The sequence below is a fragment of the Acetobacter sicerae genome (genome assembly GCF_011516765.1).
Lineage (GTDB): Bacteria > Pseudomonadota > Alphaproteobacteria > Acetobacterales > Acetobacteraceae > Acetobacter > Acetobacter sicerae.
This window is the reverse complement of the sequence record NZ_JAAABN010000030.1, coordinates 1-22,610: the sequence shown is the minus strand read 5'-3', so window position 1 is coordinate 22,610 and position 22,610 is coordinate 1. Positions and strand designations below refer to the sequence as shown.

Sequence of the window (22,610 nt, the reverse complement as noted above, 5' to 3'; positions counted from 1 at the left end):
AGGTGCAGAGGGCGCTGGTGGAGAAAACCACCGCAGCGCGCTCACAATGACCCGCGCTCCATCACGAACAATACGCGATCTGATGCGCCGGTTCGCACCTATGGGCTGGACCGCGCGGGTTGGCAGAGGTGGCCACGTCAGATGGCAGCACGAAACGGGCGCTTTGTATTTCTCGGCGGCAACACCGGGCGACAGGCGCGTGATGCGGAATATCGAGGCAGGGTTGAAGCGAGCGGTGAGGGGTGGGTGATGGCAGGACGAAAGCGCAGGGTAGTCATTCGACAGGCTGACGATATGGGGCCGACACCGGAGCGGGCGGGGAAATCGGAGTTTCGCCTGGCAGGTGCCGCAGTCCGGAAAAATCCGCCGATAGACAGGTTGGTTGCCTCGGGGCAGATCAACGCGGTCCAGTATAACGACGCGCTCCGGTGGCGGCAGGAGTTCGAAAAAGCTTACGCGGGATACGTCGATCATGCGAACGATTACGTTTCACCAGAGGACGGACGGCACGATCCGATGACGTGGCGCATCATGTGCATGGACAGCGGCGTCTGGCTTGGAGAGATACGCGACAAAATCGGAAAGCGGGCCGATGCATTGCTGGTTTGGCTTCTGATTGGCGAGATGTCATTCGTGGATATTGGGGCGCGTTTGTTCCCGAATATGGCGGCGCGCGGGTCAAAGCAGCGTGACCGCGCAAATGTCCTTTGCGTTGCCGCGATAGAGCGTCTTTCTGAGGTAATGTGTGAGATGCGGAAACGTGCGGCCAGAGCCAAACGGGAAAAGTCCGAGCATGATGAACGTATGGAGAAATGGCGTGCGGCACATGATGAGAGAAGGCGCTTGCAATCTGCCCGCACATGTGAGAAAGATTGTGTAGTTTAGCGTTTCTGCGTTCAAGGCCATCCATTCGGGTGGCTTTTTCTGTTTCTGGGGGCTGCTACCTTTCCGCATCTGACCCGGATGCGATAAATCCCGAACCTCTCTAAGCGAAACGATCCCAGAGCGTGTAGGCGCGACTGTCGTTCGTAGTGAGCAAACCGTGCAGCCTGAAAGTTGAAACGGAAAGGCGGGAAGGGCTTTTTCTGATGGAGATCGGTATTCCGATGTGATGCATGGCGGACCTGACGCCGAAACAGCGCCGGTTCGTGGAAGTGTATCTGTCGAACGGAGAAAATGCGGCGGCGGCTTACAGGGCAGCTTATCGTGGCGATTGCACAGACACGACAGCGCGCGCGTGCGGGTACAGGCTGCTTAAAAAGGCTCACATAGTACATCTCATTGATGAGGCCCGCACCAAAGCCAGAAAACGCACCGACAAGATTATGGACCGATATGCAATCACCAAGGAAAACGTCCTGCGGGAGTTTGCGCGGATCGGCTTTGCGGATGTGACGGATGTGGTCTCGATTGAGGATGGCCAGGTTCATGTGAAAGAAACCGACGACCTGTCGGAAGACGCACGCCGCGCCATTTCCGAGATAAGCGAGACCATCAATGAGCGTGGCGATCGAACGATCAAGGTGAAGTCGCACAGCAAGATCAATGCGCTCGTGCAACTGGCGAAACACCTCGGCCTCGACAAACCAGAGCCTCAACACGACGACGCCATCGAGCGCATGGCTGATGATCCTGACCCTGAGCGGATAGACCGTGGCGAAGATTCTCCGGGCGGGTGAACGGGCGCAACTGACCAACCCGCAATGGAACATTTATCAGCACGGCTGGCGTCCCGACTGCCGGTTCAGGGTTGCGGTCTGTGGGCGACGGTTTGGCAAAACATTCGAGGCGCAGGAAGAAATGCGTCGCGCTGTTCGGATGGCCGTCCGAAACAATATCCACCCGGAAAACGAAATCTGGTTCGGCAGCCCAACCTTCAAGCAAGCGAAGAAAAACTTCTGGAACCGCCTCAAGCGAGCGATACCTGAAGCGTGGCTCGCAAAGAAGCCGAACGAGACTGAGTGCATCCTTACGATGAAATCAGGACACATCGTCCGGATCGTTGGGCTCGACAACTACGATGCTCTGCGTGGTTCCGGGCTTTACTTCTTTCTCGGCGATGAGTGGGCGGACGTGAAGCCTGAGGCGTGGACCGAGACAATCCGTCCGATGCTCTCGACGGCTGGTGGCCACGCGCTTTTCATCGGGACGCCGAAAGGCTTCAACCATTTCCGTGACGGATACCTGAAAGGGCAGCCTGGACCGCAACACGAGCCGGGCTGGTGGTCTGTTCTCTACACGTCGGCGCAGGGCGGCAACATCCCTCCTGAAGAAATCGCTGCCGCCCGCCGTGACATGGACTTGCGCCAGTTCCGGCAGGAATACGAGGGCAGTTTCGAGACCTATGCGGGGCGCGTCGTCTATGCGTTCAACCGCGCTCACAACGTCATTGATGTGCGACGAGACATGAAGCTGCCTGTGCATATCGGCATGGATTTCAACCTGAATCCCATGAGTGCGACCGTCTGGCAGGAATGGGATGGCAAACTGTTCCAGATCGACGAAATCATCATCCCGACGAGCAACACGGACGAAATGGCAGACGAGATTGTGCGACGGTATGCGGTCAATGGTCGCGTGTCCCATATCGCGATCTATCCGGACGCAGCGGGCCAGCAGAACCGTACGTCAGCCGGGGGGCGGACAGATATCGGAATCCTGCGCTCTCGCGGTTTCGTCGTGAATGTTGGCTCGGTCAATCCTGCCGTTCGTGATCGTGTGAATAAAACGAACGCCGCGTTCGAAGCGGCTGACGGCACGCGTCGGGCTTTTGTCTCGCCCCGCTGCGCCAAAAGCATCGAGGCATACGAGCGGCACACGTATCGTGAGGGCACGAACGAGCCCAACAAAAAGGACGGGTTTGACCATATTGTCGATGCGTCTGGTTACTATCTGTTCAACCGCATGAGCGCGACAAACCGCGCTCCGAGACAGTTTGATCTGGGTCGCTGATGGATTGGATACAGCTACAGACCACGCTGCCACAGTATTCAGGTGCGTCCGCCAGAACTCAACGGCTGATGAACCTGTCCACGGTTCTCGACTGTACGATGTATGACAGGATCAGCAATCCGTTTTCGATGGAGCGTAACGGCGCTGGCGAATACATCCCGCTCGACAGGCGCCGCCCTTCTGTCCGCACGCATCTGATCCGCACGGTGATCGAGGATCTTGTCGCACTGCTATTCGGCGAGGCGCATTTCCCGAGCGTAAAGGCTGAAAACCCCGATACACAGGAGGCTCTTTCTTCCTTCATCCGCTGCGCCGGGATTGAGCCAGTCATGCAGCACGCCTGCCTACGCGGCCAGTTGGGGTCTGTTGCTCTGCTGGTCGAACTGCAGCAGTTCCGCCCGGTTGTGACTGTCCTCGACACTGCGTTTCTCACGCCTGAATGGGACGAATTAACCGGCGAGTTAATCCGGGTTCGTGAGCGGTATCGCATCACTGGCGAGCAGGTCCGTGCCCTAGGGCACGCGGTCGCTGATGAGGATCTGAAAGCTGATTTCTGGTGGTTGCGCGAGTGGGACGCATCAGATTGCACAATCTATGTGCCGCAACTCGTTTCATCCGAGAGCCATCCTGCTATCGATCCAAATGCGACCACGAGCCATGCGTTCGGGTTCGTTCCGGTCGTGTGGATCAAAAACGATGGCACCCGCGCAACGACCGCCGATCCTGATGGGTGCTGCCTGTTCGAGCGGGCTATCGATAACCAGATCGAGGCTGATTACGTTCTCTCGCAGGCTGGGCGCGGGCTGAAATACGCCGCGGACCCGGTTCTGGTGATCAAGGACGATCCGATTGGCACGCTGACCAGCCCGGATGGTGTCCCGGTTGAGGGGCAGGATCAACCCGCCCGACGCGCGGGCGGTGCTGCCTCGGCGTTGGAGATCGGCACGAACGGCGACGCGAAACTGCTGGAAATCAATGGCACCTCGGCATCGGCGCTGATCGCGTATGAGAAGGCCATCCGCAACGTCATCCTCGAACAGATGCACGGCTCCCGCGCTGACCCGGACAAAATGAGCGCGGCCCAGTCTGGGCGCGCAATGGAAATGATGTGCGCCGGTCTGACATGGCTTGCCGGCAGGATGCGTGAGCCGTTCGGCCAGTGTGGTCTGCTGGTATTGCTCCGAATGGTTTGTCGACTATCCACTATCGTTGACGACGGCGTCGAAATCGACGGCGAGAGGGCCAAGGCCATTGACCCGGCGGGTCTCGGTCTGGTCTGGCCGCAATGGTTCCAGCCGACACCGATGGAGTTTCTCCAGACAGCGCAGGGTCTGGCTACTGCCCGTGATGGGAACCTCATGAGTGACGAGACGGCCTGCGGCCTGTGGTGTGCATTCATCGGCGTGGATAACTCCGCTGAGGAATGGGCGCGTGTGCAGGCCGAATTGGCTGACGCAGCCGCGCAGACCGCGAAGCAGGCCGGGATCGTAGCGGCAGGCGATACTCGCAAGGCCGCGACAAGCGGGAACACGCTTTCCCACAAAGTTCAGGCGTAACGCCCGATCCGGTTGATGCCGGACCTTTCAACAGAAAATCGAGAGACAGATGTCCGAAAACAACGGCCCGGCTGATGCTGGCGGCGATCATAACACTGTGCGCGAATTGCAGCGTGCGCGTGCTGATCTTGTGAAGCTGCGTGATGAGCTGAAGAACGCGCGCGGTGAACGAGATGCCGCGACGGCAGAACGTGACGACGCAATCAAATCTCGCGATGGCTACAAAGGCCAGATCGAGAAGCAGAAGGCCGACTACGAGGCGAAACTGACCGAGGCCAACGCGGCGACCGAAAAGGCCACGACGGACGCGGCGGCGGCGATTGCCGAGAAGGATGCTTCGTATCAGCAGGGCCTCATTCGCGCCAACGCTGAGGCGGCTTTCACACGCGCCGGCGCGGTCAATCCGGAAGATGCGGTGAAGCTCGCTGATCTGTCCTCGGTGAAGTTCGAAGATGGCAAGATCATCGGGCTTGATGAAGTGGTCACGGCGTCGAAGGAAGCGCGTGGATACCTGTTCACGGAAGCGCCGAAGCCCGGCAGCGTGACGGGGAATACCACGACGAAAACACCGCCGAAGCCCGGCGAAGCGGGGCCGTTCGACGCGATGACGGCTGACCCGAAATCCTACGAGGCAGAGAAGGCCCGCGCGCTCGCCGCCACACGCTCGCAGGCGTGAAAACAAAAGCCCGGCTGATGCTGGGCTGACAGGCAGATGCCGAAAAACATCAATCCAGCATCAATAGAGGTTTAAAATGGCGATTGCCAATTTCCCGGCTTCTCTTCAGCCGATCATCCAGCAGAACTTCCTTGAGCGCGAGTTCAAGAACGGCCTTGAATCCGCCCTTGGTTTCGACGCCATCGCGGATCGTGAGGATTTCCCGGCACGTATCGGTCAGACGATCACCAGCACCCGCAAGGGGCTGAAAGCGCCTGTCACCACACCGATGAATCCTGACTCGAATACGAACTTCGACAATGGCCTGACCCCATCGGGTTGGTCTGTCGAGCAGTATACGCTCACGATCAATCAGTATGGCGACACCATTGATCTGAACATCGTCAATGAGGGCGTCGGTATCGCTGACCAGTTCCTCGCCAACGCCTACACCAACGGCGTGCAGGCCCGTCAGTCGCTCAACCGTATTGCTCGAAACGCCCTGTTCGGTGGCGCGATGAACGGTGTCGGCGGTTATCTCGGCGGCAACACCCGCATCACGGCGACCAGCACCAGCGCGTCTGTGAAAGTGGATGATATCCGAGGGTTCCAGACAGTCCAGATTGAGGGGCAGGTTGTCGCCATCGGAGCGTCCGACGGCCTCGCTGCCATCATCGGCACCGGAGATTACACGGTCATCGGCGCGACGGCTGATGCTGTGAATGTGTCCACCGCTCCGAATGGTATTTCCGGCACACTGACGCTAGGTGGGAATGTCTCCGCCGCTGACGGCACGGCTGGCACCGCAGTTGTGGCAACCACTGCACCGAAAGTCGTGCGCCCGAACGCGCGGCTCACCAGCGCGGCTCTTGTTGCGCCGACCGGCACGTATGGTGGCACCACATACGTTCCGGGCGACACGCTGACCTTGGACTGCATCAATCAGTCGACGGCCTATCTGCGGTCCAACAACGTGCCGACGATCGATGGTTTCTACCACTGCTACGCTGACCCGGCGACAATCATGGGTCTGTTCCGTGATGAGGACTTCAAATATCTGTATCGCGGCGCATACGGGTCTGACACCTACCGTGATGGTCAGGTGATCGAGATTCTCGGCGTGCGCATCATCCCGACGACGGAAGCCCCGCAGCAGGCCAGCCTTGGCGCGGGGGCGATCCATCGTGCGATCGTTGTCGGAAAGGGCGCTCTGGTGCGTGGCGATTATCAGCTCACGGGCCGCAAACTCGTTCCGGACGACGGCCTGCTGACTATGGTTGATGGAACGGCGATGGTCACTCGTGAGCCGCTCGACCGCCTGAAGCAGATCATCGCGCAGTCCTGGTATTGGATCGGTGGTTTCGCTCTGCCGACCGACAGCACGGCTGACCCGACGATCATCCCGACTGCGTCCAACAGCTACCTGAAGCGTGGCGTTGTGATCGAGTGCCTCGGTCTCGGCTGATGGCCCGTTCGCCACGCACAAAGGGGGAGGAGGCGGGAACGCCTCCTCCTGCCGTTCGTCTGGTCAGTCCATTTTCGTTTGTTGAGGAAGTCTACAACAAAGGGCGGTTCGACTGGCGCGCAGGAGAAATTGTCACTGAGCCGAAAACCATCGCCCTTCTGAAGCAACGGCGCGCGCCAATCGAGGAAATCCATGCCCCCGAATGACTGCGCTTGCGATGACGAACCGTATAACGGCCCACTCTCTCTGGATGAGTTGGTGCAGATCCGGCGTTACATGGGCTACCCGGCGTTCGGTGGCATCAGTTCCGGTCAGCAGTCGTGGCGATTTTTTCAGGCATACGGTTTCAACGAATGGCGCATCCGGAACATGGCCCCGGACGAATACGAACAGATCCGCCGCCATCTCGCAGACTGCAAAAGATTGGAACGTGAGGTCTACGGATCGAGCGCGAATCTCGACACCGATCAGGCCGCAGTCTGGAAACACAACAAGACCGAGACCGCCGAACGGATTGGTCTCTACCGCTGGGCCAGACGACAACTTTGCGAATTCATGGGGATCCCGCCCGGCCCCGGCCTGTCAGGTCGTGGCAACGCAATCGTAATCTGAGGCAGAAATGAATTTTCAGGATGACAAGCCCATCGTTACGGCGGCAGGGACCGCAATGCCGCAGGCATCATGGGCTCTTATTGAGAATGGCCGCGTTGCTGCGGTTGTGAACACCAACAACCACGAGATGCATCCGTTCGGCGCAGACGTGCCGCGTGCAGTCCCCGGTTCAGTCCCTCTGGCTGGCCGATGTGGGCTGCGTGTGACCGGTACGATTGCTCACACCGGATTTCTCGTGGACCGGATGGGTAACGTGACGCCATGCGAGGGGCGGAAGGATCCTTTGAGCGCGGGCGAGAGCGCGATGCGATCCGGACCGGGTGCGCGGACAAGCCATATCGGGGAGCCGCAACTTGATCCGGTTGAACCGGAATCCCCCGTAGAGGCGAAAAATCAGGAGCCGCATGATGGCGAAACTGACGACAGCGCGACGGAATAGCCTGCCGAAATCAGCGTTCGGCCTGCCGGGGTCTCGGCGCTTCCCCATGCCAAACAAGGCCCATGCGGTAAACGCCAAAGCCCGCGCCACGCAGATGGTCATCACGGGGAAGCTGTCGAAGTCTTCAAAGGCGAAGATTGACGCCAAGGCCAATCGAATCATCAAGAAAGGCAAGTGATGGCCCGCAAGCCCACAACGCTCGACGCTTACGTAAAGTCCATTCAGGACAAGCGCGAGGACGCCGCCAATGCGAAGATCGTCGGCATGACCGTAGGGTCATTCAAAAAGACCCCGCAGGCCAAAGCGATTGACCGGCAGATTGTCTCTCTGAACCGGGCGCAGGCGAGGAAAAGTAAATGACGATTGTCGCATGGCGTGATGGGGTTTTGGCATCCGACACGATGATGGCGACTGGCTACGGAGTGAAGACCGGATATAGGCCGAAAATCTACGCCAAAGGACATAATGCCGTCGGCTTTTCTGGTGATGTGGCTGCTCTATCTGCAATTCTTCGGTGGATTGAGGCTGCTGATGAAGGCGCGATTCCGCAGGCAGGTGGGTCAGGCTACTCCGCTCTCGTATTTCTTGGCGCAGACAGGAGGCTGATCCTACTCGAAGACGGCGGCATGCAAGAACTGGATCCGTCAAAGCCGAGAGCCATTGGGGCAGCGTGCGAATTGGCTTACGGAGCCCTGTTCCACGGCGCCACTGCTGTGGATGCCGCAAAAATATGCGCAGAATATCATAAAGACTGCGGCGGAAGCGTCCGGTCTGCGTCGTTCGATTTAGCCTCCTCGTCGTGGGTGTTTTCGGATCATTCATGAACTCCGACCGTCTGCAAAACCTCGTCGCGCGTGGCTACGGTCGTGCTGCACGCAAGGTTGGCCTGCCGTCGCAACTGGTTCGCCCTGTATCGGTTGCCGACCCACTCAAAGGCGCTGTCGTGCCGATCATGGCGACGTTTGCCTCAGATGCAGCATTCTCGTTTCAGAAGCCGCCGTTGCAGGACAAGCCGCAGGTTTTCGGACTGTTCGACACGGACGACATTCTGCCCGGCGATCTGATCGTCAACGCGGATGGAATCTATTTTGTCGAGCGCATCGAACCGTGGCGTCCGGCCTCGTGCATTCTGACAAATGCGGTTGTCACATTGCAGGAAACTGCGCAGTCCGGATCGGGAACGGTTGGCGACGATGGGACGATCGGCGGCGGCACATGCTTTCTCGCGGGATTGCAAGATCCGTACGGGATTTCCGCCTCGTCCAATGTGTCCAACGGAACAGGTGATAACACCGTCGCTATCAACTGGCCGGCCTACATCGGGCCACCGAAGCGGGGGCTGAATGGAGCGTCAGGCGTTTCAGGGACGGTCCGCGCATCGGAATATGTTCTGCTCCTGCCATTGATCCCCGGCTATATTCCGCTGCCCTACATGCGGCTCACAGACCAGCACGGTCGCAGCTACACGATTTCCGGCGCAACGACCTCGCAATACGGGTCTGAGTGCCTGATGACTGTGAACCAGATATGACGGATATTGCTGGCGTCTCCACCGCTCTGACACGGGCCGTCGATGCGATCGTCTATCCAAATGGGGACAGTGCGGCGTCTCTGACCGGACGCAGGACGATCATCCGGCGCGGGTGGATCACCAACGAGGATTACACCGGATCGTGCAGTCTGGCGTTAGGCGTCGATTACGTGTTTGTCACGGCTCTGTCCGGTGCTTTCAAGTCGATCGCGTGTGAACTCGGCATGCCGTGGCGCGAAACGTCGCTGGTTCCCGCGACAGTCTCGATCCAGACGGTAGGCAACACAGCCACAGTTGTTTTCCCATCGAGCGGCCAAGCATCCGGCATTGTCGGTCTGCACATCACCCCTGACGGCACAGGCGCACTTCATGCGCGGTCTGTCGTCGGCCATGTGGTGACGGCCACCGATACGCCCGCCAGCGTTGCCGCTGCTCTGGCGACGCTGGTTCCGGGGGCATCTTCATCCGGTGGGACGCTCAGGATCCCAAGCGCGACTGCATTGCGTGGGGCGGTCGGCGGCCATGCCGACATAGCCAGAGTGACGCGCCGCCAGCAGCAGATGTTCAATGTGTCGATCTGGACCGGCACTTGGTCAGCCCGTGACGATCTCGGGTTTGCGATTGACGCCGGCCTGTCTGGCGATCCGTTTTTCCCCGCGCCGGACGGTTCAATGATCCTCGTGGAAAGCGCGGGCTCATACGACGTTGACACGATGATGACGCAGAACATCTGGCGTCGCGATCTGAAATTCCGCTGCACATTCGACACGCTCCAGACCGACACCGCGACTCAGGTTCTGTTTACGATCCTGAACGTCGATACGCCCGGCGATGTGTCGATCAGCCTCTCTGACTGGCCCCTCAACCCGGCCTGACAATCCCTCAAAAACGAGAACCATCATGACTGATGAAGCCCCGGCGTCGGCTCCTGCCGTCACGCCTGCGCCTGTGCGCGCATCTCCTCCTGCCTACGCATACCGCGTGACCAAACCCGGCTACGGCCACGAGGTCGGCGCTGAACTGTCCGCCAGCGACGCTGAAGCGGCCCGTAAGCGTGGCAATCTCGACACATTCACTGTTCGTGTGAAAGGCTGATTATGGCTCTCATCTATCAGGCCGGGCAGGTCCAGCAGACGGGGCAGATTGTTCCGCAGTTGTTCGTCTCGATCCAGCAGCCGGCGCAGGTCGCACTCAACGGCGTCAGCACGCAGCGCATCGGAATTATCGGAACTGCATCGTGGGGGCCGGTCAACACCCCGACGGCCCTGTCAGACATTGCAGGCTACCGGTCGGCGTTCGGCGAGAAGCAGCCCGGCGCTACAGATATGGGCGTTGCTGTCTCGGTCGCGCAGCTTCAGGGGACGAGCGATTTCCGCTGCGTCCGCGTGACGGATGGCACTGACACTGCCGCTACCGGCACGCTGTCAGGCGTCACATTCACGGCTGCCTGCACCGGCACGTCCGGCAATGCTCTGACGGTTGCGCTCTCGCAGGTCGGGTCATCAACCAACTGGCAACTCGTCACGTCTCACGCTGTTCTCGGCAGCCGGGCCTACACGGGGGCAAACTGGGAAGCGCTGAAGACGGCTGTTTCGGCTGACGGGTCTGCCGTGATCGCAGTTATGCTCCCAGCCACAACGCCCGTTCTTGCAGCTGGATCTGTTACGCTCTCAGGCGGCACGAATGGCGGCGCTCCGACGACAGCGCAATTCGTCGGGTCGGATGACACCGATGCACGAACCGGCATGTATGCGCTCCGCAATCAGGGATGCGCTCTCGGGTTCATACACGGCCTGACGGATACGACGCAGGCGAGCGTCATCGGCGCATTCGGCATGAGCGAGGGCGTCTACATGATCGCCACAGGGCCGAGCGGAGACACGATCGCCAACGCCATCGCCCTGTCTGCCAGCGCAGGATACAAATCCTACGGTCTGAAAATGATGTTCGGTGACTGGCTGTATTTCAGCGATGACACGCTCGGGACCGTCATGGTCTCTCCGCAGTCGTTCGTCGCCGGGAAACTAGCCACGCTTGCCCCGAGCGATTCCAGCCTGAACAAGCAGATCACCGGAATTGTCGGGAGCCAGAAGGCGGGTCTTGTCTCCGCAGGTTCGTCGAAAACCTACTCCAACGCGGAACTGGCCGAGTTGTTCACGGCAGGCATCGACGTGGTGTGCAATCCCGCGCCGGGCGGCAGCTATTGGGCTGTTCGCGGTGGTTACAACACATCTCTGAACGATCTGACGTGGGGCGACGAATACACGCGCCTGACGAACTACATTGCGGAATCTCTGGCCGCCGGCATGGGCGCGTATGTCGGGCAGCCCATCAACAACACGCTTTTCGGCGATGTGCGGGCCTCGATCCTCGGCCTCCTGTCAGACATGCGGGGCGCAGGATACCTCGACAACACCGGCACAACGGTTCCGTATTCTGCGATCTGCGACACGTCGAACAACCCGCAGTCACGAACTGCAATCGGCTACCTACAGGCGGATGTGGCGGTTCAATATATGGGCATCGTGCGCTTCTTCTACATCAACATGCAGGGTGGCGCTGGCGTGACCATCACTGTCAGCAACTCCTGACGCCAGATAAGCGAAACCCCCGCTGGTAGCCGCCAGCAGGGGTTTCTTGCTCATCCCCTTCCGAACCAAGAGGACGACATGCCCCCTTATACCAAGGGACGGTTACGGCTGTACAGTTTTAAATGGGGTCCGAGCATGGATTACGAAGGGCCGTTTCCAAGAATTATGACCGTATCGATCTCTGTGACGATCCTATTATTCGGCATTTCAGCAGTAATCGTCAGCGTCTCTCAGCTCATCAAGGCAATCCATTGAACGAGATGAATCTGCCTCATCAAACCATCCCACACATGGAGCCAGTAAATGGCGAATAATCCGTTCAATATCGGCCGGAATGGCCGAATGGTCCTGATCTGGAACGGGTCGCGTGTCGATCTGCCAACGATCACGCAGTTTCAGTCGCAGCAGGTCACGACGGCTCTCAAGTCGACGCCCCTGAACGACAAGCCGAAAACATTCGAGGTTCCGAACGGCTGGTCGGGGTCGTTTCAGGTGCAGCGTGACAGCGCCAAGCTGGACAACCTGATTGCCAGTTCTGAAGCGGCGTTCTGGTCAGCGGCGACGATCACGAGCGGCACGATCTATTTCTACGCAGACGAGACCGACGGCAGTACGACGACGTGGGAATACACGGATGTGGCCATCACACTGAATAACGCCGGTTCGTGGCAGAACGACAATATCGTCACGCAGGGTGTGAATTTCACAGCATCGCAGAGGGTGAAAATTTCATGAGCAACGAAGAAACAGTAAAAGATTCCAAGGGGCGTGAGATTGCTGTCCGGGAAGTAGTAGGTAGCCGCATGGCTCGTATTGCCCGCATGGCTGGTGACGCCTTCGGTGAGAATATGTGGACAAGCGCCACAATGGCGCGCGCGTCCGTGGTATCTATCGCTGGGGTTCCTGTTCCGCAGGATGTGAGATCGGTCGCTGATCTCGATAACCTTTGGGATCAGGTTGATGCTGACGCTGCGTCTGCCGCCCTCGATTGGTTGATGGCGAAGCAGAAAAAGACTGAACAAGAAGCAAAAAAGTCTTCATCGCCAGAGGAATCCGGGATCGTCTCTGGCTCGTAAAGAACGGTATCCCTTACGACCTTGCCATGAACGAACTAAGCAACGCCGAAACAATGGCTTATGCAATCGCCTTTTCCGAGATGGAGGGCGGTAAGTTCAACTGGCATATCATGCAATGGGAGCAGCAGGATTGAGCCAGGAATTTACGATTGCTGGTTTTGCCGCCTTACTGGGTGAGATGACATTGAAGGCTGACGAGGCCACGCATCACGCACTCACCAAGGCGGCGAAGATCGTGCAGGCCGAGGCCAAGTCGGAGATTGGCCACTATCAGGGCGAGATCGGCGGGTTCCCGGCGTGGGCTGAGCTGGCCGACAGCACGAAGGAGGATCGGTTACGGCGCGGCTTCACTGAAAACGACCCCGGCCTTCGCTCCGGCGAGATGCGGGACAGTATCGAGACAACCGTGCATGACCACGAAGCGACGATCGGGTCAGATGACGACAAGCTTGTGTATTTCGAACTCGGCACGGTCAAGCAGCCACCGCGCACCGTTCTGGCTGGCGCTCTGATCCGGAAGGAGGACGACGTGGTGAAGGAGATCGGAAGCACGTTTGTCGGGCGTTTGACGGGTGTTGGTGTGCATGGCGGTGCGCTCCCGATTGTTGAGGGGGATTAGTTGCTGCATTAACCTTCTGGAAATGGAATCAGGAGGGTGGCGTGACAGGAAAGATTAAGCCAGTGATGGCTGCCATTGTGGGCGGCGGTCTCGCGTTGGGTGCGTTCACTTTGTTGCTTGACGGGTCTTCAGACAGTCCACCAGCGCCACATCCTGCTGCGGCGTCAGATAGTGGGACGACCGAAGCATGGAAGCAGGCCAGCGACGCGGAACGCAAGGCGGTCGAGCCACCAGATTTTCCGCAAGATGAAGGTGTGCCGGTTTTCCGGGAGACATTTGAACAGTTACGTGATGCGTATAATCGCAGGCTGGACGATGACACCGCAGACAATGATAAGAATACGCCACACAAAGCGACAATAAAGAAATGCACCAAAGACTTATCTGTCATTAAGTGTGATTTCTATGATCAATCATTCAAATATTCATTGAAGGGGTTGCGTGAGCTGGGGGCCGTAAAAGGCAACCCACATTATCAAGCCGCAATGCTGTTTAAATTATCGAAGCACGGAAAGGTTGCATCTGCTCTGTTGTTTGGCGGTCGCTCCGACCCAGTGAATAGCATGATGTTCTATTCTAACGTCGTAGATTTTGCCGAGATATGGAATTCTGACAGAGATGCGGCTGTAGAGAAGGCTGACTTCGCAGACCACCTCGGTATCATGCGCGACACAACTAAACATCCCGCCGTAATCCCCGGCGAAGTGACAACCCTAAAAAGACCGTACGTCACGATCAATTGCATCCCGGTCCCTGATGACGATGGCGCTCCTGCTATGTGCGCGTTTCTTCCGCCTTCAGCCCAATCTGGATCAGGCGGCGGATAGCTTCAGGGCGCGATGGATCGTCAGGTTGGGCGCTGCGCCACTCATCAAGCGCACTTAGCCCCTCGCGTTCAATGCGGACATTGACAGCCTCACTATCGACCTTAGGGCGTCCTGTTTTCTTTTTGGCGCTAGAAAGTGTTGACATGGATATTTTATAGCGTCATAAATATCGGGACGCAAGCGAGTTCGTACCTCGCAAGCGCCCCTAACCAACCCCGAAGAGGAGCTTCGGAAATGGCTGATAACACCAATATCACGACTCTCATTACGCCCGAAATGTATGACGGCGAACTACGCATCCTTGATACTGATTTGGCGGTTCGTCTTGGGTTCGCGCAACCGCGAGATATTCGTAAGATCGTCAAGCGTTACCTGCCTGAATTGGACAAACTCGGAACCCGCGCCACCGTGGCGCGGGTCATAAACGGCGGCAACGCGACGGAATATTACCTCAACCGCAAGCAGGCGATCTTCATCACGGCCAAGTCTGAAACGGCGACCGCGACCGATATCACGATTGAGATCATCGAGCGTTTCGACGCCTACGAACGGGGAGAGGCCCAGCCGGCCATTCCGCAGACCTACGCGGCGGCACTTCTGGAAGCGGGCCGTCTCGCTGCTGAGAAAGACCAGATCGAAGCGGCCCGTGCAGCGGCGCAGGCTCGTGTCGAGGAACTGGAGCCACAGGTGGCCGAGCAGTCTCTGGCGCTCTCCCGCATCTCGCTAGCTGAAGGCTCGCTCACAGTTACAGAGGCGGCGAAGGTTCTCCAGCTTGGTCCGAGGTTTCTGTTTGACTGGCTCAAGCTGAAGGGCGGCAAGAACTGGCTCGGATACGAAAAGCGCGTGAAGCCGGTGGCCTATCTGACTCACAAGACTACGGTTCTCAGGCAGGAAGACGGAACAGACAAGATTTCCGAGCAGGTTCGGATCACGGGTGAGGGCTTGGTGAAGCTGGCGAAGCTGATCCCGGCAGCGAATATTGCGCCAGAATACGCACATCTGATGAAGAAGGACGCAGCCGTCCCTTTCGTTCCAGCCCCGGAGCCAGCGTCATGAGCGCGCTGGTGGAGGTCGAGGGGCGCGAGCAACTCTGCCGGACCGACCAGCTTCTTCTGTGGAACATCCGCAAGATCGTGGCGATGGGCCGGGTGATCCTGCCGGAACAGCTCGCCCTCCTGTTCGGCGCGATCTACGGGGCGGTAACGACGCACCCGCTGCTCAGCCGGGCGAGGGAAGAAGTGTTCCGCATGTTCCCCGAGCAGAAAGAGCGAGCGGACCGGATTTATGGGAATGAGCGCGCAAAGCGGAAGGCGCTGTCTCCGGCGTAATTTCTGAAACTTTTAACGTGTAACAGGCCATCCAACCGGGTGGCCTTTTTTTATTCTCCAAACCACGCGCTCAGAGCTGCCTTTGTCCACTCTTCATCCGTCGGTGGCCCAAAAATCCAATCATGGACAATGCAGTAGCCGAAGAAACCAAAAATAAGCATGGCAAAAAAGCCAAAATACAGGATCGGTAAGCCCAGAAAGAAAACGGCAAACCGCTCCACTGGTGTCATCATTGCACGCGCCTCTTTGAATGTTTTGGGCCTTCGTTTCTGCGGAACATTTATCGTCACCTGCTGACGAATATGGCTGCGGCGCAACTCTGCCTGACGCGCTCTCCACATGGGAGTGCCGCCATCGTCAAATTCTTCATCTGTTTCGTATTTCACACAGCACAGGTAGCACAACGTAATGGCTGACATCTACAAAATTGGCGTATCCATCGGGATGAAGGACAATGCCAGCGCTGTTGTTTCAGCTCTTGCATCGAAATTCCTTGGGCTGAACGTCGCTGTCAAAGACGTTGAGGGGAATCTGAACAAACTCCGGCTTGCTGCTGTAGGTGTCTTCGCAGTCTGGGGCGGCACAAAAGCCCTTGAAGGACTTAACGCACTGGCGAAAGCTGGGTCCAAGCTGCAAGACCAGCAGACGGCTATGGCAAAAGCCGGGATGACCCATCTTGAAATCATTCAGGAAACAAAGCGGGCCTATCAGTCAATGTCCGAGGTGCGTGGCCCGGATGTTACCGACAGAATTAAATCCATCCTTGAACTCAGAAGCATTATTGGTGCCGGGAAAAACGGTCATGACTATGGTGAAATCAACGCGGTCCTGCCTTCGTTTCTGAAGGTTCGTTCGCTGTACGGCGACGAAGGCTCGAAGGAGATATTCCGGGCCGTCGAGCAGCAGGGTGGGGCGAGGTTTAACGAAGATGGTTCCATCGCTCAGCATGGCGCTCTTTTTAAAAAAGCCGATGGTGTATTCGACGACGCGCGCTTCAGTCGCTACGTTGACGCTGCCGTCAAGGTTCTTCAGGCATCAGTTGGAACCATTACTCCACGCGATCTGAAAAACGTCATGTCAATGGCATCTGTCACGGCGCGAGGAATGGATCCAGAAGCGTTCTGGGGCATGATGATGACGCCCATGATTGAAATGGGTGGCTTCCGCGCGGGCACAGCCGCAACAGCTATGTCGCGTGCTTTTTACGGCGGTATCATGCCGCAACGCAATGCGGAAGAACTTGAGCGTCTTGGCGTTATCGGAGGTGTGCATGTTCTCACGGAAGCGGAAAGGAAAGCGCTACATTTACCTGAACACCTATCCAAGCAGGACAGGCGCGACTTGGCTGCTCAGGGCTACAGATTTGGCCAGGATGGCCGCGTTATTCTTTCTCGAGGCGCTCTGGCTGGGTCTGATGTTCTCAACGATCCCTCGAAGGGCATATTCCCGTGGCTCCGTGATTTTGTCAGCCCAAGACTTCACTCGGATTACGAAAAGAATGTCGCTTCGCATCCCGGAAATACTGAGACTTTTGACGCTTATGTCCGAGACGAGATCTACAAAGCTCTTCCAACAGAAACAGCGAGGCGGTTTGGAGCTCTGATCGTCCAGCAGCTCACCAGCGTAGCGCGTGACCAAAACCTGATGAAGCAGGCTGCTGGCGTTGATGCGGCTTATGATGCGAACCAAGGAAACTATCAGCAGCAACTCGATAATCTGAAGAAATCATGGGCCTCGTTCATGCAGACGATTGGTCTGCCTGCAGCACAAGATGGTGCTCATATTCTGAAGGCTCTGGGGGAGGGTATCGACTCCCTTACCCGACAGGCCGAGAAGCATCCTGACGCAGCAAAAAATCTCATCCGCTTTGCAGCTGGGGTTTCGGCTGTCACTGCTGTGTCGGGGGCTGCTGCGGTAGCTGGTATGGCGCTCGGCCCGTTGGCGAAAGGGATCGGTCTTTTGGCAGTCGGAGCCCGAGGCCTGGGGGGCGCAATAGCAGGTATCGAGGCGGCAGGCGTGATCGGCACAATGTCAGCGCTTGGCGTCGGATTGACGGCGGTAGGGGCGGCCTTGTTGGTTTTATATGGAGCGGTCAAATTCTGGCAGGCAGGTTCCAGCCTTGGCGCAGACGGATCAAAGGTGACATGGAAAGATCATGCCGATCCCTTCCAGATGTTTCATCATCATGCGAGCGCGGCTGATGAGAAGAACAAAAGGGACGGCTACAGAAGCTATTTCGATAACATCATCGACAATATGCCAGTTGGTAACGCCCGCCCATCAGGGGGGATTTCATCCGGCAACGCTCACCAAACCCACGTCACCATTACGCCGGCCCCGGTTGTTCTGGACGGCAAACGGATCGGGGAGGTGAACTTCACGGCGCAGTATCGGTCAGCAATGCAGCAGCTTCGCTCCACCAGCTCTGGCGCTGACGGTCTGGCGATGCCGCAGTATCCGGGAGCAGCGCTGGCGCATTGACGTTGCATCTCCACGCCTGCAAAATTACCATATGGACCGACACCTTCTCATCCTCGCAGTCTGCATCCCGCTTCTCGCATCCTGCGGCCTCGGGCCACGCGGAATCTCGGGCTCCGACGCATCATGTGTGCGACGCGCGATGAAGATCGAGGGGTGGGATTTCGACGGGGCCATGAGCCGGTGCGCGCGGTATGCGGATATTCACACGTCCAACATGGGCATCGATCCGATGGGCGGTAGATTGCTCCCGGCTGACCTGCGCTCCGACCCGGAATTGCAGGCGATGGCCGAGAGTCCGGAAACCAATCCGCAGCATTGGCCGTATGTGCCCCGCTCATCAGCAGCCCCGAAGCAGGGTGGGGTGTTTGTGCCGCTGCACTGATTGCGCTTGACGGTCTGCCCGCAGTTATGCGATTGATCGTTTAGTTTGGGTTTCGTGCGTCGAAACTGCCATCTCCGGAAAATATGAATGTCTCTCACCTCCATTGAGGCCGCTATCGGCTCGATTGGAAGGTTGGGGAGTAGTGCGCCTGTCGTGCTGGGCTCTGTGACGTTGACCGGCATGGAAGTGCCGGACGCGCTGGAGATCGGCGGGAAGCAGCAGCTTGTCGTTCAGTTTATGATCGGAGGCGCCCTGAACATTCAGGCGCTTGGCAATGACCCGGGGCAGCTGCCGCTTACAGGTCGCTTCATCGGCCCGAATGCGCAGGCGCGGGCTGAGGCTATTGCCAACATGCGAAGGGCCGGGAAGGCTATCACGTTCTCTGCGGCTGGCCTCGCAGTCAAAGTCAAAATCGCGGAGTTCCGCTACAGCTTTACCCTAAAAGGTGCCGTCTGCCCGTACACTCTGATCCTGCAACGCGGCCCGGAAGCCACATCGTCCAGCAGCACATCGTCGTCGTTTCTTTCATCCCTGATCGGCTCTGATGCCGCTGCTGCCGTCACGACTGCCACGGATACGGTGTCCAGCGTCGCCAGCGCGGTGGAAAACACGGTCGGTCAGATCGGGACGGTAGCGGGGCAGATCACGCCACTCGCCAATCTGGTGGGCGCTGGTTCTGTTATGGGTTCGATCACGAGCCGCCTGAGCGCTGTCACCAGCCTGTCGAACGCGGCGACAAATCTGTCGTCTGCTCCGTCGTCAGTCGCAACGATGGGTCAGTCTCTCTACGAAACCGGATCGGGTCTCTCTGACACACTATCGCAGGCGGGTGATAACCTTGAGCATATCAGTCTGACCAGCGGTTCCGGCCTCACTGCCGCGCTTCAGAACGCGAACATTTCGACCAGCGCCGCTGACGCGCTTTCGTCCGTGAACCGGGCGTCTGTGAACCTCGGGGCGGCGACTGATACAACCGTGAACCGCGCATTGTCCTGAAATAACGAAACCCCCGGCTGTTCCAGCAGCGCGGGGGTTTCTTGTATCCACCCCTGACACCAGCAGGAATGAACCTTGAAGCAGTATATCAGGGAACGGCTGAGCATGTACAGCGGAAAAGACGGTCTGCGGTTAGAGTGCGATATAGTGATGACCAAATGGCTCCGTCTCTGCGTAGGCGTTTCTCTGCTCGTCCTCAGTTTCACGCCCCTTGTCCTCGGGGTTCTTGAGATCCTGCTATGACACCGCTTCCAGCTTGGCGATTTATTCTGATCTGGCTGTCGGGGATTGTGGCTGCGGCGGCTTATGCGGTTCATGGAGGAGGCGCGGTTGATTTACTCCGCGCCTGCATGGGCCACTGACATGACCACAATCCACGTCACGGCCACTGACAGGTCTCTGTTCCACGTCGCGGCTGCTCAGTTGGGCGACGCAACGCAGTGGTGGCGACTGGCGCAACTCAACGGTCTGGCTGACTCGTCGCTTTTACCGTTCCCAACCCCGATACCTCTCAAAATTCCGATTGCCGACAGCACATTGACGGACGGCCTGCCGAGTGAGTGACACGAACATCACGGTCACGGCTGCGCGCAGGGGTAGCGACTGGTCCACGCCGCGCTGCCGGTGTCTCGTGAACGGGCTTGAGCAGACCGGCTTCGGCGTGGTCACGTTCAATATCCAGAGCACGCGCTACGCTCGTTGCGACACGCTGGATGTGACGTTTTCGTTCGACCCGACGACGACAATGCCGCCATACTGGTTTGATGTGGCAGACCCGGCTGCAGGGCAGGCGCTTCCGGATATCGACGTGCAGTTGCAGTTGCAGGACGCCGAAAGTGGTGGCGCTCAATGGACGACGGTTTTCGCTGGCATCCTCGATCACGTCAGTCTTCAGCCTCATCGCGGACAGGTGCAGGTCCAGTGCCGCGACTATCTCGCCAAGCTGATGGACATGCGCGTTCAGGAAGCGTGGCTGAACCTGACCGGCCCGGAGCTGATGAAGGCGGTCATCACGGCGGCTGGGTTGACGCCCGACGTTCAGTTCTCAGCCGGTATGGAAGGCCAGTTCTGGCAGATCGAACACAAACGGCAATCATCGCACGGGCAGACGCGATTCCAGACAGCGTTTGATCTGGCGCGCTATGTTGCGAATGGCGTGAACTGCGACCTGTATGCGGACGTCAAGACGATCGTTTGCAGGCCGTTTCCATCGGCATCGTCTAACGACGCAGTGTTTCACTCGCTGAAATATACGCCTGCGGGCGCATCAGGGTTTGCGCAGATCGCGGCAGTCGATCTCTCGATGGAGCGGGATTATCAGACCGCAAAAGGCGTCGTCGTTCATTGTCTTTCGTGGGACAATAAGCAACGAATCAAGTCCGAAGTTTACTGGTCTGCTCTCGGTGGATCGAAAAAGAACGGCCTCGAAAACGGCACGCTGCACAGTTTCCGCTTTCCGGGGCTGAAACAGGACCAGCTCGAAGCGAAGGCTGAAATGCTTTACCGGCAGATCGTTGCGCACGAACGCACGATCAGTCTGACCATCCCGGGGCGGATCAATCTCGCGCCGAGGCAGTTTTTCACGCTTACAGGCACAGGCACGACATGGGACGGCACGCGGGACGTGGACGCTGTGACGTCATCGCTCGACTGGTCTGGCGGATACACACAGACCGTCACGCTGCGGACGCGGGACATATCGGATCAGGAGGGTGGCGAATATGACTGACCTGATCTCGGAAGTCGCCAAGCGTGTTGCGTCGGCAATCAAGAACACTATTCCACATCCACGCTTCGGCATAGTCTCTGCGGTCGATCCGGTTAACCATGCGGTTAAAGTCCGATCGCAGCCAGAGGATATCGAAAGCGGGTGGATGCCGTATCTGGTCGGCGCAAGGTCCGGGGCGCTCCGGTCAGGATCTCCGCCGTCGATGGGCCAGCACGTCAAGGTCACACCGATCGAGGGCGATCCCGAGCACCTCGTCGCCTCGGCTGATGTGCATGATGACATCGTTCAGGCTCCGATTTCACCAGTAACGGGCAAGCCCGCGCAACCGGGAGAATGGCTCGTCCGTGCCGGATGCGGTGCGCCGCCGACAACGACAGATGGACGGACAGCCGGTGAGGCTGACGAAAACGGAGCGTGGTATCATCTGATGGCCGACGCTTTTCATGCGGGTGCAGGCGATGCCGCTCTGTCGATTACGAATGGGTCGATCGCGCTGACGGTCGGCGGATCGTCCTTCACGTTCAGCGACGGGAAGCTGTCGATATCCGGTGCAACCGTCGAGACGGATAAGGATGTTGTCGCGTCTGGTATCTCGCTGACCGGTCACGTTCATGGTGGCGTAAAGGGTGGCGACAGCACGACGAGCAAGCCGGAATAATTGTGATGAATAACGGATTGCTTGTTTGGGAAGCTTTTGCCCCGACAGACGACGTACCATACAGCGAAGTCATTCCGACGAATGATGATCGTCCTCACACATTTGGACCGGCCTGTTCATGTCATCCGTTTTGGGATGAAAATGCTCTTGTCCATAATTCATTCGATGGCCGCGAAGCCTATGAAGTGGGCGCGAGAATGAAAAGCTGATGTCCGTCCTTTCGCACACATTCGGCAGCGATCTTGATCTCGACGCATCTGGCGGTCTCGCGGTTGTGGATGGCGCAACCGAGAGCCAGCAGTCGATCATGCGGCGGCTGTTCACCAATCCCGGCGCCTATCTCTGGCATCTCGATTACGGCGCAGGACTTCCTCAGGCTATTGGCCGGTCGATCACTGCTGCCGAAATCCAGGGTGTCGTGTCCGCGCAGATGCTTGAGGAGGATGGCGTCGACCAATCGCAGCCTGTCTCCACGTCCGTCACTGGTGATGCAATCGGTAATTACGACTGCACGATCACCTACACGGACGCCGTAACCGGAACCGTTCAGCCGCTGAGTTTCACTCTCTGACATGACCCTGCAACTGCGATCATTTTCGACACTGGTCTCCAATGCGGTGACGGCGGCGCAGGGGGCGTGCGCGTCGCTGCTTTCGGTTGGCATCGGGACGCCATTGCGGGCGATTCTGGAATCAGTGTCCGCAATGGGGCTG

At 58.2% G+C, this 22,610-nt stretch carries 31 protein-coding genes; 30 read left to right on the top strand and 1 reads right to left on the bottom strand.

Features of this window, described 5'->3' with window-relative positions; all coding sequences use genetic code 11:
* From GVI59_RS17260 to GVI59_RS17155, 22 genes are all read left to right on the top strand, one after another.
* On the top strand, positions 1–885 hold an 885-nt coding region (locus GVI59_RS17260), incomplete at its 5' end, for a hypothetical protein (RefSeq protein WP_173575307.1).
* A gap of 230 nt (positions 886–1,115) precedes the next feature.
* Positions 1,116–1,679 carry a terminase small subunit gene (locus GVI59_RS17255; RefSeq protein ID WP_173575306.1) on the top strand — a complete coding sequence of 188 codons (564 nt, stop codon included), beginning with the start codon at positions 1,116–1,118 and terminating at the stop codon, positions 1,677–1,679.
* Positions 1,654–2,952 carry a phage terminase large subunit family protein gene (locus tag GVI59_RS19420; RefSeq protein WP_173575305.1) on the top strand — a complete coding sequence of 433 codons (1,299 nt, stop codon included), beginning with the start codon at positions 1,654–1,656 and terminating at the stop codon, positions 2,950–2,952. The genes GVI59_RS17255 and GVI59_RS19420 overlap by 26 nt, the downstream gene beginning before the upstream one ends.
* Positions 2,952–4,508 carry a phage portal protein gene (locus tag GVI59_RS17245; protein WP_173575304.1) on the top strand — a complete coding sequence of 519 codons (1,557 nt, stop codon included), beginning with the start codon at positions 2,952–2,954 and terminating at the stop codon, positions 4,506–4,508. The genes GVI59_RS19420 and GVI59_RS17245 overlap by 1 nt, the downstream gene beginning before the upstream one ends.
* Positions 4,509–4,557: 49 nt before the next feature.
* Positions 4,558–5,184 (top strand): phage scaffolding protein, encoded by a 627-nt coding sequence (locus GVI59_RS17240; protein WP_173575303.1) that lies wholly within the window; start codon positions 4,558–4,560, stop codon positions 5,182–5,184.
* A gap of 76 nt (positions 5,185–5,260) precedes the next feature.
* Positions 5,261–6,628: a DUF4043 domain-containing protein gene (locus GVI59_RS17235; RefSeq protein ID WP_173575302.1), complete on the top strand. Its 1,368-nt coding sequence runs from the start codon at positions 5,261–5,263 to the stop codon at positions 6,626–6,628.
* Positions 6,628–6,834, top strand: coding sequence for a hypothetical protein (locus GVI59_RS17230; protein WP_173575301.1), 207 nt, complete (start codon positions 6,628–6,630; stop codon positions 6,832–6,834). Before GVI59_RS17235 ends, GVI59_RS17230 begins: the two co-directional genes overlap by 1 nt.
* A complete protein-coding gene (locus tag GVI59_RS17225) occupies positions 6,821–7,240 on the top strand; it encodes a hypothetical protein (protein WP_242013191.1) in 420 nt (139 codons plus the stop codon). The genes GVI59_RS17230 and GVI59_RS17225 overlap by 14 nt, the downstream gene beginning before the upstream one ends.
* A 7-nt stretch (positions 7,241–7,247) precedes the next feature.
* The gene (locus GVI59_RS17220; protein WP_173575300.1) at positions 7,248–7,679 is read left to right on the top strand and encodes a hypothetical protein; all 432 of its coding nucleotides are present in this window, start codon (positions 7,248–7,250) and stop codon (positions 7,677–7,679) included.
* Positions 7,645–7,857: a hypothetical protein gene (locus GVI59_RS17215; RefSeq protein WP_242013190.1), complete on the top strand. Its 213-nt coding sequence runs from the start codon at positions 7,645–7,647 to the stop codon at positions 7,855–7,857. Before GVI59_RS17220 ends, GVI59_RS17215 begins: the two co-directional genes overlap by 35 nt.
* Positions 7,857–8,039 carry a hypothetical protein gene (locus tag GVI59_RS17210; protein WP_173575299.1) on the top strand — a complete coding sequence of 61 codons (183 nt, stop codon included), beginning with the start codon at positions 7,857–7,859 and terminating at the stop codon, positions 8,037–8,039. Before GVI59_RS17215 ends, GVI59_RS17210 begins: the two co-directional genes overlap by 1 nt.
* Positions 8,036–8,503 (top strand): Ntn hydrolase family protein, encoded by a 468-nt coding sequence (locus GVI59_RS17205; RefSeq protein ID WP_173575298.1) that lies wholly within the window; start codon positions 8,036–8,038, stop codon positions 8,501–8,503. Before GVI59_RS17210 ends, GVI59_RS17205 begins: the two co-directional genes overlap by 4 nt.
* On the top strand, positions 8,500–9,210 hold the full coding sequence (locus GVI59_RS17200) for a hypothetical protein (RefSeq protein WP_173575297.1): 711 nt from the start codon (positions 8,500–8,502) through the stop codon (positions 9,208–9,210). The genes GVI59_RS17205 and GVI59_RS17200 overlap by 4 nt, the downstream gene beginning before the upstream one ends.
* Positions 9,207–10,085, top strand: a complete 879-nt coding sequence (locus GVI59_RS17195; protein WP_173575296.1) for a hypothetical protein — start codon at positions 9,207–9,209, stop codon at positions 10,083–10,085. The genes GVI59_RS17200 and GVI59_RS17195 overlap by 4 nt, the downstream gene beginning before the upstream one ends.
* Positions 10,086–10,110: 25 nt before the next feature.
* Positions 10,111–10,305 (top strand): hypothetical protein, encoded by a 195-nt coding sequence (locus GVI59_RS17190; protein ID WP_173575295.1) that lies wholly within the window; start codon positions 10,111–10,113, stop codon positions 10,303–10,305.
* Positions 10,306–10,307: 2 nt separating this feature from the next.
* Complete coding sequence (locus tag GVI59_RS17185; protein ID WP_173575294.1) at positions 10,308–11,801, top strand: phage tail sheath protein; 1,494 nt, start codon at positions 10,308–10,310, stop codon at positions 11,799–11,801.
* Positions 11,802–12,104: 303 nt separating this feature from the next.
* Complete coding sequence (locus GVI59_RS17180) at positions 12,105–12,536, top strand: hypothetical protein (RefSeq protein ID WP_173575293.1); 432 nt, start codon at positions 12,105–12,107, stop codon at positions 12,534–12,536.
* Positions 12,533–12,877, top strand: a complete 345-nt coding sequence (locus tag GVI59_RS17175) for a hypothetical protein (protein WP_173575292.1) — start codon at positions 12,533–12,535, stop codon at positions 12,875–12,877. The genes GVI59_RS17180 and GVI59_RS17175 overlap by 4 nt, the downstream gene beginning before the upstream one ends.
* Before the next feature lie 130 nt (positions 12,878–13,007).
* Positions 13,008–13,496: a hypothetical protein gene (locus tag GVI59_RS17170; protein ID WP_173575291.1), complete on the top strand. Its 489-nt coding sequence runs from the start codon at positions 13,008–13,010 to the stop codon at positions 13,494–13,496.
* 41 nt (positions 13,497–13,537) lie between these two features.
* Positions 13,538–14,323: a hypothetical protein gene (locus GVI59_RS17165; RefSeq protein ID WP_173575290.1), complete on the top strand. Its 786-nt coding sequence runs from the start codon at positions 13,538–13,540 to the stop codon at positions 14,321–14,323.
* A gap of 234 nt (positions 14,324–14,557) precedes the next feature.
* Positions 14,558–15,379 carry a phage antirepressor KilAC domain-containing protein gene (locus tag GVI59_RS17160; RefSeq protein WP_173575289.1) on the top strand — a complete coding sequence of 274 codons (822 nt, stop codon included), beginning with the start codon at positions 14,558–14,560 and terminating at the stop codon, positions 15,377–15,379.
* A complete protein-coding gene (locus GVI59_RS17155) occupies positions 15,376–15,651 on the top strand; it encodes a hypothetical protein (RefSeq protein ID WP_173575288.1) in 276 nt (91 codons plus the stop codon). Before GVI59_RS17160 ends, GVI59_RS17155 begins: the two co-directional genes overlap by 4 nt.
* A 50-nt stretch (positions 15,652–15,701) precedes the next feature.
* Here the strand turns inward: GVI59_RS17155 and GVI59_RS17150 are convergent, their stop codons facing one another.
* Complete coding sequence (locus tag GVI59_RS17150) at positions 15,702–16,070, bottom strand: hypothetical protein (protein WP_173575287.1); 369 nt, start codon at positions 16,068–16,070, stop codon at positions 15,702–15,704.
* On the opposite strand from GVI59_RS17150, the gene GVI59_RS17145 reads away from it, so the two are divergent.
* From GVI59_RS17145 to GVI59_RS17110, 8 genes are all read left to right on the top strand, one after another.
* On the top strand, positions 16,060–18,132 hold the full coding sequence (locus GVI59_RS17145; RefSeq protein ID WP_173575286.1) for a phage tail tape measure protein: 2,073 nt from the start codon (positions 16,060–16,062) through the stop codon (positions 18,130–18,132). The two genes, GVI59_RS17150 and GVI59_RS17145, sit on opposite strands and share 11 nt — an antisense overlap.
* Before the next feature lie 31 nt (positions 18,133–18,163).
* Complete coding sequence (locus GVI59_RS17140) at positions 18,164–18,514, top strand: hypothetical protein (protein ID WP_173575285.1); 351 nt, start codon at positions 18,164–18,166, stop codon at positions 18,512–18,514.
* 87 nt (positions 18,515–18,601) lie between these two features.
* Positions 18,602–19,510: a hypothetical protein gene (locus tag GVI59_RS17135; RefSeq protein ID WP_173575284.1), complete on the top strand. Its 909-nt coding sequence runs from the start codon at positions 18,602–18,604 to the stop codon at positions 19,508–19,510.
* A 363-nt stretch (positions 19,511–19,873) separates the two neighbouring features.
* Positions 19,874–20,074 carry a hypothetical protein gene (locus GVI59_RS17130; protein ID WP_173575283.1) on the top strand — a complete coding sequence of 67 codons (201 nt, stop codon included), beginning with the start codon at positions 19,874–19,876 and terminating at the stop codon, positions 20,072–20,074.
* A complete protein-coding gene (locus GVI59_RS17125) occupies positions 20,067–21,239 on the top strand; it encodes a hypothetical protein (protein ID WP_173575282.1) in 1,173 nt (390 codons plus the stop codon). The genes GVI59_RS17130 and GVI59_RS17125 overlap by 8 nt, the downstream gene beginning before the upstream one ends.
* The gene (locus tag GVI59_RS17120) at positions 21,232–21,897 is read left to right on the top strand and encodes a phage baseplate assembly protein V (protein ID WP_173575281.1); all 666 of its coding nucleotides are present in this window, start codon (positions 21,232–21,234) and stop codon (positions 21,895–21,897) included. The genes GVI59_RS17125 and GVI59_RS17120 overlap by 8 nt, the downstream gene beginning before the upstream one ends.
* A 5-nt stretch (positions 21,898–21,902) precedes the next feature.
* The gene (locus tag GVI59_RS17115) at positions 21,903–22,106 is read left to right on the top strand and encodes a hypothetical protein (protein ID WP_173575280.1); all 204 of its coding nucleotides are present in this window, start codon (positions 21,903–21,905) and stop codon (positions 22,104–22,106) included.
* Complete coding sequence (locus GVI59_RS17110; protein WP_173575279.1) at positions 22,106–22,468, top strand: phage tail protein; 363 nt, start codon at positions 22,106–22,108, stop codon at positions 22,466–22,468. Before GVI59_RS17115 ends, GVI59_RS17110 begins: the two co-directional genes overlap by 1 nt.
* The last annotated feature ends 142 nt before the right edge of the window (positions 22,469–22,610 follow it).

Excerpts from the sequence above, each read along its gene's own strand:
- GVI59_RS17255 (WP_173575306.1), top strand. The coding sequence starts at position 1,116 with ATGGCGGACCTGACGCCGAAACAGCGCCGGTTCGTGGAAGTGTATCTG.
- GVI59_RS17245 (WP_173575304.1), top strand. The coding sequence starts at position 2,952 with ATGGATTGGATACAGCTACAGACCACGCTGCCACAGTATTCAGGTGCG.
- GVI59_RS17240 (WP_173575303.1), top strand. The coding sequence starts at position 4,558 with ATGTCCGAAAACAACGGCCCGGCTGATGCTGGCGGCGATCATAACACT.
- GVI59_RS17235 (WP_173575302.1), top strand. The coding sequence starts at position 5,261 with ATGGCGATTGCCAATTTCCCGGCTTCTCTTCAGCCGATCATCCAGCAG.
- GVI59_RS17230 (WP_173575301.1), top strand. The coding sequence starts at position 6,628 with ATGGCCCGTTCGCCACGCACAAAGGGGGAGGAGGCGGGAACGCCTCCT.
- GVI59_RS17225 (WP_242013191.1), top strand. The coding sequence starts at position 6,821 with ATGCCCCCGAATGACTGCGCTTGCGATGACGAACCGTATAACGGCCCA.
- GVI59_RS17220 (WP_173575300.1), top strand. The coding sequence starts at position 7,248 with ATGAATTTTCAGGATGACAAGCCCATCGTTACGGCGGCAGGGACCGCA.
- GVI59_RS17215 (WP_242013190.1), top strand. The coding sequence starts at position 7,645 with ATGATGGCGAAACTGACGACAGCGCGACGGAATAGCCTGCCGAAATCA.
- GVI59_RS17210 (WP_173575299.1), top strand. The coding sequence starts at position 7,857 with ATGGCCCGCAAGCCCACAACGCTCGACGCTTACGTAAAGTCCATTCAG.
- GVI59_RS17205 (WP_173575298.1), top strand. The coding sequence starts at position 8,036 with ATGACGATTGTCGCATGGCGTGATGGGGTTTTGGCATCCGACACGATG.
- GVI59_RS17200 (WP_173575297.1), top strand. The coding sequence starts at position 8,500 with ATGAACTCCGACCGTCTGCAAAACCTCGTCGCGCGTGGCTACGGTCGT.
- GVI59_RS17195 (WP_173575296.1), top strand. The coding sequence starts at position 9,207 with ATGACGGATATTGCTGGCGTCTCCACCGCTCTGACACGGGCCGTCGAT.
- GVI59_RS17190 (WP_173575295.1), top strand. The coding sequence starts at position 10,111 with ATGACTGATGAAGCCCCGGCGTCGGCTCCTGCCGTCACGCCTGCGCCT.
- GVI59_RS17185 (WP_173575294.1), top strand. The coding sequence starts at position 10,308 with ATGGCTCTCATCTATCAGGCCGGGCAGGTCCAGCAGACGGGGCAGATT.
- GVI59_RS17180 (WP_173575293.1), top strand. The coding sequence starts at position 12,105 with ATGGCGAATAATCCGTTCAATATCGGCCGGAATGGCCGAATGGTCCTG.
- GVI59_RS17175 (WP_173575292.1), top strand. The coding sequence starts at position 12,533 with ATGAGCAACGAAGAAACAGTAAAAGATTCCAAGGGGCGTGAGATTGCT.
- GVI59_RS17160 (WP_173575289.1), top strand. The coding sequence starts at position 14,558 with ATGGCTGATAACACCAATATCACGACTCTCATTACGCCCGAAATGTAT.
- GVI59_RS17155 (WP_173575288.1), top strand. The coding sequence starts at position 15,376 with ATGAGCGCGCTGGTGGAGGTCGAGGGGCGCGAGCAACTCTGCCGGACC.
- GVI59_RS17145 (WP_173575286.1), top strand. The coding sequence starts at position 16,060 with ATGGCTGACATCTACAAAATTGGCGTATCCATCGGGATGAAGGACAAT.
- GVI59_RS17150 (WP_173575287.1), bottom strand. The coding sequence starts at position 16,070 with ATGTCAGCCATTACGTTGTGCTACCTGTGCTGTGTGAAATACGAAACA.
- GVI59_RS17140 (WP_173575285.1), top strand. The coding sequence starts at position 18,164 with ATGGACCGACACCTTCTCATCCTCGCAGTCTGCATCCCGCTTCTCGCA.
- GVI59_RS17135 (WP_173575284.1), top strand. The coding sequence starts at position 18,602 with ATGTCTCTCACCTCCATTGAGGCCGCTATCGGCTCGATTGGAAGGTTG.
- GVI59_RS17130 (WP_173575283.1), top strand. The coding sequence starts at position 19,874 with ATGACCACAATCCACGTCACGGCCACTGACAGGTCTCTGTTCCACGTC.
- GVI59_RS17120 (WP_173575281.1), top strand. The coding sequence starts at position 21,232 with ATGACTGACCTGATCTCGGAAGTCGCCAAGCGTGTTGCGTCGGCAATC.
- GVI59_RS17115 (WP_173575280.1), top strand. The coding sequence starts at position 21,903 with ATGAATAACGGATTGCTTGTTTGGGAAGCTTTTGCCCCGACAGACGAC.
- GVI59_RS17110 (WP_173575279.1), top strand. The coding sequence starts at position 22,106 with ATGTCCGTCCTTTCGCACACATTCGGCAGCGATCTTGATCTCGACGCA.